The 14,540-nt window shown below is 64.5% G+C and carries 13 protein-coding genes and 1 pseudogene; 4 read left to right on the forward strand and 10 right to left on the reverse strand.

Going from position 1 to position 14,540, the window contains the following annotated elements; all coding sequences use genetic code 11:
• The first annotated feature begins 91 nt into the window (after window positions 1–91).
• Window positions 92–1,000: a site-specific integrase gene (locus QE379_RS15815; RefSeq protein ID WP_307001965.1), complete on the forward strand. Its 909-nt coding sequence runs from the start codon at window positions 92–94 to the stop codon at window positions 998–1,000.
• Window positions 1,001–1,371: 371 nt separating this feature from the next.
• Here QE379_RS15815 and QE379_RS15820 read toward each other — a convergent pair whose 3' ends face one another.
• The 6 genes and pseudogenes from QE379_RS15820 to QE379_RS15845 form a co-directional block, all read right to left on the reverse strand.
• Window positions 1,372–2,295, reverse strand: coding sequence for a metallophosphoesterase (locus QE379_RS15820; protein ID WP_307001967.1), 924 nt, complete (start codon window positions 2,293–2,295; stop codon window positions 1,372–1,374).
• Between the two features lie 61 nt (window positions 2,296–2,356).
• Entirely contained in the window at window positions 2,357–4,840 is a 2,484-nt protein-coding gene (locus QE379_RS15825; protein WP_307001969.1) for a TonB-dependent receptor, read from the reverse strand.
• 79 nt (window positions 4,841–4,919) lie between these two features.
• Window positions 4,920–5,870 carry a FecR family protein gene (locus QE379_RS15830; protein WP_307001970.1) on the reverse strand — a complete coding sequence of 317 codons (951 nt, stop codon included), beginning with the start codon at window positions 5,868–5,870 and terminating at the stop codon, window positions 4,920–4,922.
• Window positions 5,828–6,400 (reverse strand): RNA polymerase sigma factor, encoded by a 573-nt coding sequence (locus tag QE379_RS15835; protein WP_307001972.1) that lies wholly within the window; start codon window positions 6,398–6,400, stop codon window positions 5,828–5,830. Before QE379_RS15835 ends, QE379_RS15830 begins: the two co-directional genes overlap by 43 nt.
• Before the next feature lie 162 nt (window positions 6,401–6,562).
• Window positions 6,563–6,742, reverse strand: a pseudogene (locus tag QE379_RS15840) (tyrosine-type recombinase/integrase); the annotation flags it as partial.
• Between the two features lie 25 nt (window positions 6,743–6,767).
• Window positions 6,768–7,933, reverse strand: a protein-coding gene (locus QE379_RS15845; protein WP_373461696.1) for an IS3 family transposase whose coding sequence is annotated in 2 segments (ribosomal slippage) — window positions 6,768–7,672 and window positions 7,672–7,933 — 1,167 coding nt in all. Because the reading frame shifts where the segments join, the coding sequence is not laid out codon by codon here.
• A 38-nt stretch (window positions 7,934–7,971) separates the two neighbouring features.
• On the opposite strand from QE379_RS15845, the gene QE379_RS15850 reads away from it, so the two are divergent.
• A complete protein-coding gene (locus QE379_RS15850) occupies window positions 7,972–8,643 on the forward strand; it encodes a hypothetical protein (protein ID WP_307001974.1) in 672 nt (223 codons plus the stop codon).
• Window positions 8,644–9,026: 383 nt separating this feature from the next.
• Here the strand turns inward: QE379_RS15850 and QE379_RS15855 are convergent, their stop codons facing one another.
• From QE379_RS15855 to QE379_RS15865, 3 genes are all read right to left on the reverse strand, one after another.
• Window positions 9,027–9,515 (reverse strand): hypothetical protein, encoded by a 489-nt coding sequence (locus QE379_RS15855; RefSeq protein ID WP_307001976.1) that lies wholly within the window; start codon window positions 9,513–9,515, stop codon window positions 9,027–9,029.
• 65 nt (window positions 9,516–9,580) lie between these two features.
• Window positions 9,581–10,093 (reverse strand): hypothetical protein, encoded by a 513-nt coding sequence (locus QE379_RS15860; RefSeq protein ID WP_307001979.1) that lies wholly within the window; start codon window positions 10,091–10,093, stop codon window positions 9,581–9,583.
• A gap of 63 nt (window positions 10,094–10,156) precedes the next feature.
• On the reverse strand, window positions 10,157–10,465 hold the full coding sequence (locus QE379_RS15865) for a hypothetical protein (protein WP_307001984.1): 309 nt from the start codon (window positions 10,463–10,465) through the stop codon (window positions 10,157–10,159).
• 622 nt (window positions 10,466–11,087) lie between these two features.
• Here QE379_RS15865 and QE379_RS15870 point away from each other — a divergent pair.
• Together QE379_RS15870 and QE379_RS15875 are read left to right on the forward strand one after the other, a co-directional pair.
• Window positions 11,088–13,109 carry a S8 family serine peptidase gene (locus tag QE379_RS15870; protein ID WP_307001985.1) on the forward strand — a complete coding sequence of 674 codons (2,022 nt, stop codon included), beginning with the start codon at window positions 11,088–11,090 and terminating at the stop codon, window positions 13,107–13,109.
• Window positions 13,110–13,129: 20 nt separating this feature from the next.
• Window positions 13,130–13,801 (forward strand): hypothetical protein, encoded by a 672-nt coding sequence (locus QE379_RS15875; RefSeq protein ID WP_307001641.1) that lies wholly within the window; start codon window positions 13,130–13,132, stop codon window positions 13,799–13,801.
• Window positions 13,802–13,839: 38 nt separating this feature from the next.
• Here QE379_RS15875 and QE379_RS15880 read toward each other — a convergent pair whose 3' ends face one another.
• Complete coding sequence (locus QE379_RS15880; protein ID WP_307001642.1) at window positions 13,840–14,475, reverse strand: hypothetical protein; 636 nt, start codon at window positions 14,473–14,475, stop codon at window positions 13,840–13,842.
• Window positions 14,476–14,540: the final 65 nt, after the last annotated feature.

Consider the following 14,540-nt stretch of genomic DNA (forward strand, 5'->3'; position numbering starts at 1 on the left):
CATCGACTTTCTGGGGGACGTCACCGTCGAGGAGATCGTCAACAACGACCTGCTCGATTACCGTGACGAGGCAGCCCATCTGCCCGCCTCCATGCCACGCGCAGATCGCGAACTGACCTTCACCGAGCGGCTTGAGCGCCATCGGCATTCCGATGCGCCCCGGATCAGCCCGGCGACGCTTAAGAAGCGCGTCGGCGCGATCCAGGCGTTGCTGAGCTTCGCCAAGGGCCAGAAGTGGATCAGCCGCAACGAGGGCCGCGATGTGCCGATCCTCGGCTATTCCAAGACCGGCGCCGCCCCTCGCCAGACCTTCCAGGAAGAGGAATTGCAACGGCTGTTCGCCAGCCCGCTGTTCATCGCGCCCGCAACGTGGAAGCATGATCGCCTGGTCAGCGACATGACCCTGTACTGGCTGTTCCTCCTCGGCCTGACGACGGGCGCTCGGCTGGAGGAAGTAGGCCAGGCCATGGTCGCCGATGTGAAGACCGACAGCACCATCACATATATCGACATCGACGACTACGCCGCCGGTGCCAGCGATGACGCGAAGTCGATCAAGACGGCCACGTCACGCCGGCTCGTACCGGTCCATGCCAAGCTGATCGAGCTGGGCTTTCGCGACTATATCGACGCGGTGAAGAAGGCCGGACACACCAGGCTATTCCCTGACCTGGTTCCCAACGGTTTCGGCAAGCGAACGAAGGAGGCCTCGCGCATCGCCAACCGCATCATCGACCGTTACGTGTCGACCGATGCCCGATTGGTCTTTCACAGCTTCCGGCACGGTTTCAAGGACCTCGCGCTGGAAGCCGGCGTGCTCGAGCGGATCGTCGACCAGATCTGTGGCCATGCCGCAACCACGGTCGGTGGCAAATACGGTCAGGGCGTTCGCCTAACGATCCTGAACCGCGAATTGCATAAGGTCGATTGGTCGTTCCTCGACTGGGCTGCGCTGGTTCAGGCGAGCGCCGAGATAGACTGGGTCAAGCGGTTCGAATGAAATTCCGCCACTAACCAATCTCAAATGGAAGAAAGCGACCAACTCGAGCCGTTCCGGGTCGCCCGCCAGAGTGGCTGTTCTTGCCGGAACCTGCCATCCCATCTTTCCTTGGGAGTCTTGCGCGAATACACAACCACGTAAGATGTTTTACGTTGGTTTGACCAAAATCGCACACCTCATTTCTGTGCATATCGGCGAGATGCGATACACATTTTCGAAATTATATACCGTTATCATCGCCTTGATCTTGAATAACCCATGAAATCTCTTCGTGATAGTTGCACCTCTCATTTGAAAAATTCTTTATCCGGTCATCGATTGAGCCGGCGGCAATTTGCACCGGCGCCACGTTTTAACCGCTTCCGTGGAATTCAGATTGGTACGTTTTCTGGGCTAACGCTTGTGAAGCCGTAGGACCGATAGCGGCTTGCCACCTCGCGCCCGGATACGGTGATTTCGGTATAACCCTCGGGCGTGCCCAAGAAGGAACCCCGCCAGTCGGCCCCGGCGACGGCGCCGGTCGTGATGAACGACATGCCGTTCAGTTCGATCCTTTCATAGACGTGGCTGTGCGCCTGGAGCACGGCGAGCACACCATACTCAGCCAGAATGCGCAGGATTTCACGGCCATTGGTCACGAAGGTCCAGTTATGCGGTGTGTTCAGCCAGCTTTTCGGCTCGTAGCAGTACATCGCGGTCACGAGGGGAATGTGGGTGACGGCGACGATCCGCGCGCCCTTCGGCTGGGCGGCGAGATCGGCGCGGAGCCATCGGAGCTGATCGGCATCGATCCGGCCCTCGTAATTTCGGTCCGCCGTGATGCCGACCGAGTCCAGCACGACGAAATGCACGCCCTTGTGGTCGAAGGCATAATAGGTCGGGCCGAAACGATCGATATAGAAGCGCTTGCCGAAATCGGGGGCGGCGGGCGCGATGCCACTCTTGGCGAAGACACCCAGACAGTCGTGATTGCCGAGGACGTGGTGGACGGGCTTGCGCAAATGGGCCCGCTCGGTCCGCTGGTACAGGTCCATCAGCAGGACCGCGCGGTCGCGGCTGGCCTCCAGCGCGTCCTCGATCATGTCGCCGCCCTGTATGACGAAATCGACGTTCGAGGCGGACACCTGCTCGAAGCACATGGCACAGGCGCGGTCGGCATCCAGCTCGGGGCGGATGTGGCAATCGCCCATGAAGGCGAAGGTGAAGTCCGCCTCGACCGGCTGCGCCGTGGCCCGCGCACCGAGTGACAGCAGCGGAGCGGCCGTGGCCAGCTTCAGGAGGTCGCGTCGTTCCATGCGGCACCCATGTTCGAGAGAATGTGGGGCGGCACGTTGCGGCACCGCCCCGCGGGCACTATCAGAAATGCACGCGAACCGTGCCGAACACCTGCCGGGGCGCCGCCGTCTGCAACGTCGTATAGGTGCCGTTCGGGTCGGAGGTGACGAACCCGGCCGTGCCGGTCGAGGCGATGTACCGCTTGTCGAATAGGTTCATCACGTTGAGCTGCACGTCTAGTTGCCGGCTGAACCGATAGCCCGCCGACAGGTTGACGTTGACCGCGCCGGGAATGACCGCATCGTTGAGATAGCTGTAATAGCGCCTGCTGCGATAATGCGCGTTCACGCCGCCCCAGAACGTGCCGTCGTCATAGTTGAGTTCGGCCGTCGCCACCTGCTTCGGCGAGGCGACGACCTGCTTGCCCTTCGTCGGGATGACCGCGCCGCCCAGCGGCTGGACATTGTCGTCATAGGTCGCGTCGTTATACGCCCAGCTGCCATAGGCCGACCAGTGCGATGCAAAGGCCCAGGTGACCGCCGCCTCGACCCCGCGCGACGACACGCTGCCGACATTCTGCAGGACGTTCTGGTTGCCGACGATTGTCGCGCTGATCGACGAGGCGAGCAGGCGGTTGGTGAACTTCACATAATAGCCGGTCAGCGAGAGCTGCACGTCGCGGTCGTGGAAGCGATAGCCCGCCTCGATCGTGTTGGTCATCTCAGGCTTCAGGTCGCCGCGGATATAGTTGAAGCCTGCCTGGGAACTGCTGGAGAAAGGCCCAGCGGAGGTCGACGCGACGAAGGCCGCCATGTTGCGGGTATAGTCGCCGAACAGCTCGCTATGCGGATCGAGGGTGTAGAGGACGCCGACCGTCGGCAGGAACCAGTTCTTCGCCTGAATCGATCCGTCGATCGGCTTGCGGCTGACGATGCTGTGAGCGGTGTTGGTGGATACCACGCCCTTGACGCCAGCGTTCAGGCGCAGTGCGTCGGTTGCCTGCCACGTATCGCTGACGTCCAGTTGCAGCGTGTCGGTCCGGTACTGGTTCTCATAGTTAGTGAAGAACGGATTGGTGTAGAATTGCTGGAATTCGGCCGGCGCGTTGCCCGCCTGGAGGCCGTAGAGGTAATTGGCCTGGTCGAAGGCGTTATGCTCGTACCAGACGCCGCCCTCGATCTTGTGGTGTCCCGCCTGGAAGACCAGGCGGGACATGACGCCCTTGCGGTCGATATTGTAGCGATTGGCCGATACCGAGATCGGCGAGCCGCCAAAGGCTGCTGGGGTCGGATCATAGGGATCGGCCCAGGTGCCGATGCCCTTGTCCAGATGGAGATAGCCGGTGGTGAAACCCGACAGGCGCGACCCCAGGCGATAGGCCAGCTTCTCATAGGCCAGCAGGTCGCGCCGGACGCCGCCGCCCTGATACACCGCGTCGTCGGCATTGACGTACGGGGCCGGCGGCGTGCCGCCATTCTGGACGATCGTCGCCAACTGCTCGGCCAGCGCGAAGGTCGGGATATTGTCGAACTGCCACCCATAGGTTTTCAGGCGGCTGAGCGAGGTGTCGTTATAATCGTCCTCGCGCCGGTCGATCAGGTCGAGAAACGTGGTCGAGGTCACGGCGTCGCCCAGCGGCTGTAGATATTTGGCGTTGATCTGATCCTGCACCTGCTGGCCCCAGCCGCGCCATTTGCCCTGCCGGTCGTGCGCATAGGACAGGGCCAGCCGACCGCCCCAGGGCAGATCGCCGCTATTGACCCGGGCGAAGCTGCGCCAAGAATTGGCGCTGCCATAGCTTTGTTCGAGGTCGACGCCGAATGTGTCGGTTGGATCGATCGAGGTGAAATCGACCGTGCCGCCGATATTGCTGGTCGAGGCGGTGCCCAGCGCGCCGCTGCCCTGCGACAGGGTGGCGGCCCCGTTGTTCTCGCTCAGCAGCGCGCGGTTGATCGAAAGGCCGTTATTGTTGCGATACTGCATGTTGCCCAGCGGCACGCCGTCGAGCGTATAGCCCATCTGGTCGGTCAGGAAGCCACGGATCGACAGCTGCGTCGCCGCCTCATAGGTGCCGTGTGCGTCCGACGAGTCGAAGTTGACGCCCGGCAGCCGCCCCAGCGAGCGCAGCGGCGAGGTGCCGGGGGACGTCCTTTCCATCGCCTTCGCCGACACCGTCTGGACCTGACGCGACTGGCCCCGCCCCAGCACGACAATGTCCTGCGCGGCGCTGGCTTCGAGTGCGGCGGGGGGCGTCGGCGCCTCGGGGGCGGCCTTGAGCGAGATCATCGACGCGGTCCGGCTGGCGATGGCCAGGCCCTGACCCGCAATCAGGCGACGCAGCGCCTCATTGCGGGTCAGCCGGGCGTGCAGCGCACCCACACGCCGGTTCGCGACCGCGTCATAGGGGAAAATGACATGGACGCCTGCCTGCCGGGCGAACTGGTTCAGCGCGGTGGCGGTGTCGCTCGCCTGAATGTCGAACCGGACCGGGGCATTGTCCCGAGCCTGCGCGGCAGCCGGCATCGCGACCACCACCATGGCGGTCGAGGTCAGAAGCTTGAACATGGTTGATCCCTGTATGGATGCGATGGTCGGTGCAGGGATGGATGACGACGGCGAAACCGCTACTCGCCCCGAAAAAATATTATGCGCGTGACAGAACGATGCCGCCATTGGCGCCTGAGGTGGCACGCACGCCGAAGGACGTGCGCAGCGCTTGCAGGAATTCGCGCGGGTTCGTCGTCGCGAAGGTGCCGCCGATGCGAAGCCGCGACAGCGCCGGATCTCCGATCACGATCTTGTCGGCCAGATAGCGGTTCATTTCCGCCAGCGCATAGTCCAGGCTTTCGCCGTTCAGGACCAGCGTATCACGCTGCCACGCGGTGACGCGTGCCATGTCGCTGCCGTCGCGCGAATGAATGGTGAGCCGGCCGGCCGTGGCCAAGGCGACTTCGCCGGGGCCAATCGACGTCTTCGTGCCGTCGACGATGCGGCCCCGCACGACCGCCAGTTCGCATCCGGTCGGACGCAGCCGGGCATTGTACAGGCCGGGGCTGAGCTGGAACCGACCATCGGGGGCGATCAGCTCCAGCCGATGCGACGCGTCCAGCCGGATCGCCACCTCACCGCGCTCCAGCCAGAGGCGGTCGGGCGCGCCGTCTTTCCAATAGACGCAGCTATCGGTGTTGAGATGGAGCGACAGGCCGGGGCCTGCCGCCACCGCCGTCCGTTCCCCGACCTTGGTCACAGCCTTGTCGCGGGCATTGGCGCGATAGGCGAAGCCGCCGCCCACGACCATGACGGCGGCGACCGAGGCCGCCGCACGCAGCACATGGCGCCGGTCGGGGTGCTCGGGCTTCGCGAGGGGCCGCAATTCGGGCGCGTGTTGCATGTCGCCGCGTGCCACGCGCAGCCGATCGAGATCGCGCCAGGTGCTCGCCACTTCGACGAAGGCGACCGCGCGCCGTACATCCGCATCGCGCCACGCCTCGAACGCCGCGATGTCCGCCGAGCCTGCGTCGAGCGCGGCCAGCCATGCCGCCGCTTCGTCGGTCAGGTCAGCGTCGCACGGCTGTCGGGGGCAATGGCTGGACAAACTTCCTCCATCCGGGCCTCGCTGTCGCGACGCGTCTTGGTGATGAGGGCAAGCCCCCTAGCGATATGCTTTTCCACGGTCGAGACGGATATGCAAAGCGCCTGTGCGATCGTGGCGGGTGGCAGGCCCTGAATCTTGCGCATATGCACCACCTGCGACATTTGCGGGGGCAGCGCGTCGATCCATTCCGACAGCCGGTGCAGCTCGGAGCGCCCCGCCGCGACCGCAAAAGCATCGGGGGCCGGATCGGCAACCTCCGGCATGTCCAGCGATGCCAGCACATCGATCCGGACCACATTAGCCCGCCGTATCCGTTCCAGCGCCAGATTATGGACGATGGTCAGGACAAAGGCCCGTGGCGACGATATCGACCGATAATCCGCCGTGTTCAGAACGCGGGCATAGGCTTCCTGCACCAGATCGTCCGCTTCGTCCCGGCCGCAGAAATACGCGGCTCTCGCCCGATACGCCGCCGCATGCGGCAGCACCTCGGCCATGAACCAACGGTCTATTTCGCGCAGCCAGCTCAACACATGCTCCGATGATCGGAGCGGCCCTTAGGTGCGCTTCTTTACAGGAACGCGACAAACGGCATGGTTCGACGATCGACCGTGAAGCCACCATGTCAATGCAGATTTGGTCCAGCAGTGCGCCGTAAGGTCGGCCCCTCGCAGCGGCGAGGAGCCAACAGGTCAAATCTCGGTGTTCTCGGCAAGGGCAAGTGCGTCTTCCACATCAATCCCGAGATAACGGACGGTGTTCTCGAGCTTGCTATGACCAAGCAGGATCTGGACAGCACGAAGGTTGCCGGTAGCCCTGTAGATGATCGACGCCTTCGTTCGGCGGAGCGAATGCGTACCATATTCAGTTTGACGTGACTGACGTGACCCCGGTCTTTCATCCAGCGGCAACCAGAGACCGACCGTGGTTTTCGCGCATAAGCGCAGGTGAAGCAACGGGCGGGGTTAACCCCGCCCGTTGCTGTTCGAGCCCGGCAGCGAAGGCTGCCGGAGTGGCGTAGCCGAGCGAGGAGTGCGGACGCTCGTTGTTGTAGTCGTCGACCCAGCGGGCCAGAATCGAGCGGGCCTGACCGATGGTGAAGAACAGCGTCTCGTTGAGCAGCTCGTCGCGCATGCGACCGTTAAAGCTCTCGACGAACCCGTTCTGCGTGGGCTTGCCCGGCGCGATGTAATGCCACTCGATGCGGGCATCGCCGGACCAGGCGAGCACCGCGTTCGACGTCAGTTCGGTCCCGTTGTCGCTGACGATCATCTTCGGCCTGCCACGCTCGGCGATCAGATCGGCCAGCTCGCGCACGACCCGCCGGCCCGAGATCGACGTGTCCACCACCGCCCGAAGGCATTCGCGCGTGACGTCATCGACGATGTTGAGCACGCGGAACCGACGGCCGGTCACGAGCTGGTCGTGGACGAAGTCCAGACTCCAGCGCTGGTTGGGAAGCGCCAGCACTGACGCGGGCGCACGGCTGCCTGTGGCGCGCCTTCGTCCCTTCCGGCGCCTGACCGTCAAACCCTCCTCACGATAGAGCCGCTGGGTCTTCTTGCGGTTGATCGTGATGCCGTCCCGGCGCAGCAGGATGTGCAGACGCCGATAGCCGAACCGTCGGCGTTGCTGCGCCAGCTCGCGCAGCCGCGACCGCAGGTCGCCATCATCCGCCCGGCACGAGCGATACCGCATGCTCGTGCGGTCTGCCCCAACGACCGTGCATGCCCGCCGCTCGCTCATCCCCAGCGTCGCCTGGAGATGCGCGACCGCTTGCCGCTTCGCGGCGGGCGTCACCACTTTTTTGACAGCAGGTCTTTCAACCCCGCATTGTCCAGCATCGTGTCCGCCAGTAGCCGTTTGAGCCGGGCGTTCTCCTCTTCGAGCGACCGCAGGCGCTTTGCGTCGGACACCTCCAGGCCGCCGAACTTCGCCTTCCACGCATAGTAAGTCGCGCTCGACATCCCGTGCTTGCGGCACAGCTCCGTCACCACCGCACCCGCCTCGGCCTCCTTCAGGATGCCGATGATCTGCTCTTCCGAAAACTGCTTCCGCTTCATTCCGTCCGTCCCTTTAAGGAGACGGTCTCTACTTCCAGTTGGATGAAGAAACGGGGGTCACGTCACGGCGGATCGAGCATATTCTTGCAGTCGAACGAGCAGCCCTGTCATTCAATGATGTTGTGATCGCCGCCGGGAAGACCGAAGCTGCTAAGATCCTTCGCAGTTCGCTGGGTGAGAAGGCCGCTGATGCCGCTGATGTGCGCCAGCGCGTCGACAAACATCGAGATACAATGACCAGTCTCACCAGCGCCAAGCGAAGTGGGGAGATTCTGAAGTTCTACCGCGCCCTACTCGCTAAATATGCCTTCGACCTAGATGTCGCGCTCGAGCAGGATGGCGCGCAGTCCATACACCGTATCCAGGCGGCGCGTGGCAGCGAGGGGCCTCGCGGACTGCTGGCATATTACTATGCGTTCCTGCAAACCCGCTTTAAATATGCTATAGCCACGGCATTTCCGATTGTGATCGATGCTCCCAATCAACAGGGCCAGGACGCAGTGCACCTGCCTCAGATGCTGAAGTTTATCTTTGCGCAGGCGCCGGCTGACGCGCAGGTCATCGTCGCTGTCGAGGAGGCGTCGCAGGGTCTGCCGGCTGATGTGGATATCCGATCCTATGGCGTGCAGCGGCGGCAAGTGCTGCGCGAAGCTGAATTCGATGAGGTCAACGAAAGGTTCCCTGTATATATTAGGAAACTAATCCTATAATACGTTGAATTGCTCATTTCAGTGACAATCTGAACGCGACCGGAACTTAGTTGTTACATCTTGCGCTTCAACATGTATCGGCACAATCAGCAGTCGACCAAACGTGTTAGCCTGACGAATCCGAATCCGTTGACGACCGGCTTATCCGAAACCTGCCTTTTCGAGGCCGGACCAAGAACGGCGGCTTTGTCCCAAAGCAGGCCGCCCCGATGCCAGCTTAGACGCCGAGCAATATAAAGAACAACGCCTTGAACATGATGGCCGCCTCCTCATACCCTATACGAGCAGGACAGCATATTCGGACATGCAGGTGACAAACTTATTGGCAGGTGTCCGAATTGGCTGGCTCGTCCGTATAGGGTGATAGACCTCGCTCCGATCCGTCAGGCGGCCTGCGCCCACAGCGTGCATTGCGCGTCGTCATACTGCACGCCCGGCCGCATGACCTGCCTGGTCAGCCACGCGCTGGCGCGTTCGATGCCGTCGCTCAGATCCTCGGCGGGCTTGCTATCGACGTGAACGATTTCGCGCGGCGCGAGCCGGAAGTGCCCGCGCACATGGGCCTGTGGCAGGATCAGCCCGCGGTTGCCCGCCTTTGACAGCCACAGGCGGCAGCCGCTCTGGATGTGGCAGCGGCCACCCCGCGGCAGGAACAGGGCGATGCCGGTCAGCGCCGGGTTCGGACGGTCGCGATATTCGAGGTGCAGGACGTCGGCGTCGGTCTCGACCGCGTGACGGCCCATCTTGATCTTGTCCTCGATCTCGAGCGGATCGCCACCGGTGATGGCGACGCCAGGCTTGAGCTTGCGGGCACCGAGCAGCAGCTTGACGACGGCGCGGGTGACGGCGGCTTCGAAATTCGGGGTGTTCATCTGGATATCTCCTTGTTTCATCCCCCATTTCCGGGGGCCCATTCTCGTCTTCGCTGATCTCAACCCTATTCTGTCCGCCGGCAGGCGCGGACGATCTCGGCGGCGGCGCGCTCGAGCCCGGTCACCCGCTCCCACCCGCTGTTCCAAGGAGCGGGCATCGACACCTCCAACCCGTGCCGGGTGATCCCGACGAAGAGGTCCGGACGCGCCGGCACGAGGTGCAGGCCGCCATCGGCATCGCGGTAGAAGCTCAAATCCGGCACCAGGATCGGTCCGGTGACCGAGTGCAGCGCGACATCGGCCCGCACAGGTTCGAGGATTTCGGGGTGGAAGCCGTGCCTTATCAGCACCACGTCGCGCTTGCGGGACGCGGCACACCGCATCACCGCGTCGTCATAGAGACGCTCGGCGACCGGGGTCGCCACGACGATCAGGTTGTTCTCGAGAGACTCCACGCCCCCCGGCAGGCCGGTGTTGCCCGCATAGGGGTACGGCTCGTCGGGAGCGAGTGCGGTCAGAACATAGTTGAGGAGCGCGACCGAGGTCGTCGGCAGCGTATCATTTAGGGTCGAATGCATGGGGGTACCTGCGCAACAGCGTGATCCCCGGACCGGCTGGTCCGGATCAGGCCCCTTCGATTTTCATTTCTCTTCAGGGCCTCGCTCGGCCCCGGCCGATTGTCCCCTCTTCGCGCGGCAGCGGTCGCGGCCATCGCGGAAAAGAGCGTTGCCGATGACGGCATAGGCCCAGCCATCGAGGGTTCGCGCGCTATCCGCGATGGTGCCGGAACGATAGATTGCCGCGGCGGGGCAATACACCTCGGCCATGGCTGGCACCCAGCCGGCGATGCTGCCAGCGGCTTGGCGTTGCCACCATTGTCCGGCGATCAGGGCGGTCAGCAGCAGGATCACGCTCACGCGAAAGATGACGGGGAAGCGGCGGCGCTTCATTTTCTTTTCTCCAGCAGATTGTCGCTGCCGGAGAAGGTAAGAGTCTCAAAATACGCCAAATCGCACTGTCAGAACTGGCTCAACCTGCCGCATGTTGCAGCAGCCCGAACGTCATTCCTGCAAGGCGGGACTTGGTTCGTTAACGGGTTCGGCCTACACTAGCCACGTTCGTCAGCAGGCGGACCGAGGCGTGAGAACCTCGCGATTAGTAGCCGAATGCCCGGCCCGAACGAGTTTCAGCCGGGAGGCGCACGCGTATGTCCAGGGTTCCTCCGGGAATCTAAAGGCGTGCGCGCTCGTCTAATCGCGAGTTCTCAACTTCCGGCTTTCGGGCCGGCATCGCCTCGTTTCACGGGGCGGTGCCGCCGGCTGGGGAAGCCAAGCATCGCCCGACACGGGGGTGCGTATGGTTGCGGGACACAGCCGCCAGTGGCGGAAAGCGTTTCAAACGACATCGGTGATATCGGCAGCCATGCTGCTTGCGGCCTGTGGCGGCGGAGGCGTTAATTCGTCCGGGTCGATCCCGACGCCTGGACCCACGCCGGCGCCCAGCCCGACACCGACGCCGTCTCCCACGCCGACCAGTTCGGCGGATAGCGCCGAGTACAAGGCGTCTGCCGCGGTGGTCAGTGCGAAGGCCGCCTACGCCTATGACAAAGGCATCACCGGCAAGGGCGTGACCATCGCGGTCATCGACACCGGCATCGCCACCAGCAGCGCCGAGTTCGCCGGCCGCATCTCGCCCGACAGCAAGACGTTCGAAAGCAAAATCGCGCGTTGCGCCACCTGTGCGCCGGAGACGGTGACCTTCCCGCTCGACGATGTGCAGGGCCATGGCACCGAGGTCGCCTCGGTCGCGCTCGCCGCGAAAAATGGCACGGGGGTGCAAGGCGTCGCCTATGACGCGACGCTGCTCGCCCTCAAGATCGTAGCGCCCGATCTCGAGGGCGTCACCGCGACATCGGTTATCAAGGAAGGTAGCGGCGCGAACGCCGCCAACATCGCCCCCGCCATCACCTATGCGGTGGAGAAAGGCGCGTTCGTGATCTCGCTGAGCCTGAACGGCGAGGCGGCTGGTCAGACCGCCGCCGAGCAACGTGCGGCGATGGACGGCGTCGTCAAGGCCGACCGGCTGCTCGTGCAATCCGTCTCCAACTTCGTCGACGACAAAAGCGGCGCCCCTGGGACGATCACCCGCAACCTGGTCGGTGGCAATCTGGAGAACAAGGACAGTTTCCTGTTCGGCCTCCGGGTCGACGGCTCGCTCCGCCCGCCGAGTGGCAACGGCCTGCCTGGCGATCTTGCCGACCGCACGCTGGCGGTGGTTGCGACGGACGTCAGCGTCGTCGGCAAGGACGGGCAACTGACCACCGTCACCGGCAACAGCTTCGCCGCCCCCGCGATCGCCGGGGCCGCCGCGCTGCTCAAGCAATACTGGCCGCAACTCGGCGGCAAGGCGATCTCGCGCATCCTGCTCGATACCGCGACCGACCTCGGCGACAAGGGTGCAGACCAGATCTTCGGCGCCGGTTTGCTCAACGTCGAGGCGGCGATGAAGGCACAGGCGCCCGCCAGCGCCTTTGCCGCCGCCGACATGGTGCTGGCACGCTACTCCTCGCTTAGCCTGTCGGGCCCGTTCGGCAGCGGCGGGCAGTTGTCGGACGCCGTGACCCGGATGACGGTTGTCGACCGCTATGGCCGTGACTTCACCATGACTGGCACCCCCGCACCACGCAGCCAGAGATCGGGGTTGCTGGCGGGTGCGATGCTGGGGACGATGGACCCGCCGTGGCTCGCCACGAGTGCCAGCGACGCGAAGCTCGGCTTCGCCTCCGCTACCACCGGGCCATGGGCTGCGGCGCGGTCCAGCCGCCCGGCCACCTTCGCCTTCTCGCCTGCCGCCGGCCAAACCGTCAGTTTCAGCGCCAATGTCGCGATCGGGCAAGGCGCGGGCATCGCCGGCTCTGCCTTGCGCGGTGTCGTTGCAGCACCGGTTGGCACCTCGTCATCGTGGAGCGGCAACGGTTGGTCGGCAGGCTTTGCTTCCGGCGCATCACGCGACGGCCGCTCTGCTTTGCGCAGTGTCACCTTCGCGACGCCGATGGGGCTTGGGGTTGAGCTGTCGGACCTGACCGAACGCGGACAGGTGCTGGGGCTACGCGCCCCCGCTGGCTTGGCCCTCTCGGGCAGCCGGACGACGCTGGCCACCCTGACGGCTAGCCGCAGCATTGCAGGCGTGTTGCTGTCGGCACGGGCCACGGCCGCCACCACTCAGGTCGCCGGCGGATCGGACCTGCTGCGCTTCACCGGCCCGATGACCGGCACCGCCTTCGCGCTCGACGCGGCGTATCGTCTTGGCGGCGGCACGATGACGCTCGGGCTGTCCTCGCCGCTTCGGCTCGAACACGCCCGTGCGGTCGTCGAGGCGCCAGTCGCCTATGACCTGATGACCGGCGTGCTCGCCACTCGCCTGACCAGCGTCGACCTGACACCGACCGCACGCGAGATGGACGTCGAGCTTGGCTGGTCGGCCGCGCTGTCGCCCACCTCCTCGCTGCGGCTCGGCGTCGCCCATGCCTTCGATGCCGGGCACGTCGCCGGCGCGCAGGACACCGCCGGCTTTCCCAGCCTGACCCTCCGCTGATCCAGCATCACCACAAGGACATGACTATGTATGACCGAATAATATTCGCAGCGGTTGCAGCCGGACTGCTCACCTTCGCCGCACCCGCCCATGCCGCCGATCCGGCAACCATGGACGTGGCCGGCATTCGGCTCGGCGACACGCCGCAGCAGGTGAAGGCGGCGTTGCAGCAGGCCGGGTACAAGGTGACCGAGACGCGCAAGACCGAATCCTTCGCGCAGCGCGTCGCGGTGGAAGTGGCGAACCGCAAGGGTGCGGCGGCACCCAATCCGACCTATGCCGGGATCGCCGAAATCATCGCCATGGGGCCACACCAGGAGCGCGCCGACATCCAGTTCGCCCAAATCGCCGGCGGCGACAGCGTGTCGCGCGTCGAGGTGACCATCCCGGGTACCGCGATGGGCGATGCCGCGATGAAGGCACAGCTCACCGCCAAATACGGCAAGCCCGATGCGGTGAAAGATCAGGGGCTTAGCTGGCATTGGTGCGCACCGCAGGCGGTGAAGATCTGCGGCATGACCTATACTGGCGGCGAGCTCGATACGGCGTGGCCGACGCTGCGGGGCAGCACCGCCATGGGCGCCAATTCCATCATCCTGGAAGCGGGCACCGATGCCGATCGCCGCCTTAGCCAAGCGTTCGAGGCAGCCGTACTGGCGCGGGCGCCCAAGACAGACCGGGCCGCGTTCTGACGATCGAACGGGGCGGCCGTCGCCGCCCCGTCACCTGCTCAAGCGGCGACCATTTGCTCCCATCCGGCACGGAAGGCGTGCCATTCGTCCGCCCACATGCGGTGCGTCGTATCGACGAGATCGGGATGCTCCGCGGCCCAGCCGCTCGGCGTGTGCTGACGCGCCAGCATGCAGATATGAACGTGCGGCAGCGCGCGGCTCAATTCATCTCCGGGGGCATGGGCCACAACCACGCTGGTCAGGGACCGGCCGCAAGCGAGATGGATCGCGGCGTAACTGGTCGCCATGTCGAACAGGTCGTGGATCGGCTGGGTCACGGCACCGCGCATCGTCAGCACACCGGCGAGCAGGCGCTGATGCGGGCGGACGGCACAATCATACTCGTCGAGCAGCGGCGCCAACGCCATGTCCCCGACACCCCGGGCGAGCACGAGCCGGTGCTGGCGGGCGGTCACCGGGATGCCGCAGGCGGTCGTGCGCGCGGTGCTGGTCGGCTCGACGGGTGCCATCTTCGCGCGGATCAGTGCGGTCGCGCTGTTCGCCTTCTGCTTCGCGCGGGGGCGTAGCAGGGCATAGCCCAGTTCCTCGCATCCGGGCTCGCGCACGTCGAACAGCGTGTCCATCACCGCGCTCGGGCTCAGCCAGCCGGGCACAACGTTCGTCTTGGTCTTCATATCATTTCCAGTCCGGCGGCGCGGGGCTGCTCGCGTCGCCTTCAGGTCCATTTCACCATCATGGT

Origin of the sequence: Sphingomonas sp. SORGH_AS_0879, assembly GCF_030819175.1 — a bacterium.
GTDB lineage: Bacteria > Pseudomonadota > Alphaproteobacteria > Sphingomonadales > Sphingomonadaceae > Sphingomonas.

What these genes read in the sequence shown, in the direction of transcription:
- QE379_RS15815 (WP_307001965.1), top strand. Translation starts at nt 92, where the DNA reads ATGCCACGCGCAGATCGCGAACTGACCTTCACCGAGCGGCTTGAGCGC.
- QE379_RS15820 (WP_307001967.1), bottom strand. Translation starts at nt 2,295, where the DNA reads ATGGAACGACGCGACCTCCTGAAGCTGGCCACGGCCGCTCCGCTGCTG.
- QE379_RS15825 (WP_307001969.1), bottom strand. Translation starts at nt 4,840, where the DNA reads ATGTTCAAGCTTCTGACCTCGACCGCCATGGTGGTGGTCGCGATGCCG.
- QE379_RS15855 (WP_307001976.1), bottom strand. Translation starts at nt 9,515, where the DNA reads ATGAACACCCCGAATTTCGAAGCCGCCGTCACCCGCGCCGTCGTCAAG.
- QE379_RS15860 (WP_307001979.1), bottom strand. Translation starts at nt 10,093, where the DNA reads ATGCATTCGACCCTAAATGATACGCTGCCGACGACCTCGGTCGCGCTC.
- QE379_RS15865 (WP_307001984.1), bottom strand. Translation starts at nt 10,465, where the DNA reads ATGAAGCGCCGCCGCTTCCCCGTCATCTTTCGCGTGAGCGTGATCCTG.
- QE379_RS15875 (WP_307001641.1), top strand. Translation starts at nt 13,130, where the DNA reads ATGACTATGTATGACCGAATAATATTCGCAGCGGTTGCAGCCGGACTG.
- QE379_RS15880 (WP_307001642.1), bottom strand. Translation starts at nt 14,475, where the DNA reads ATGAAGACCAAGACGAACGTTGTGCCCGGCTGGCTGAGCCCGAGCGCG.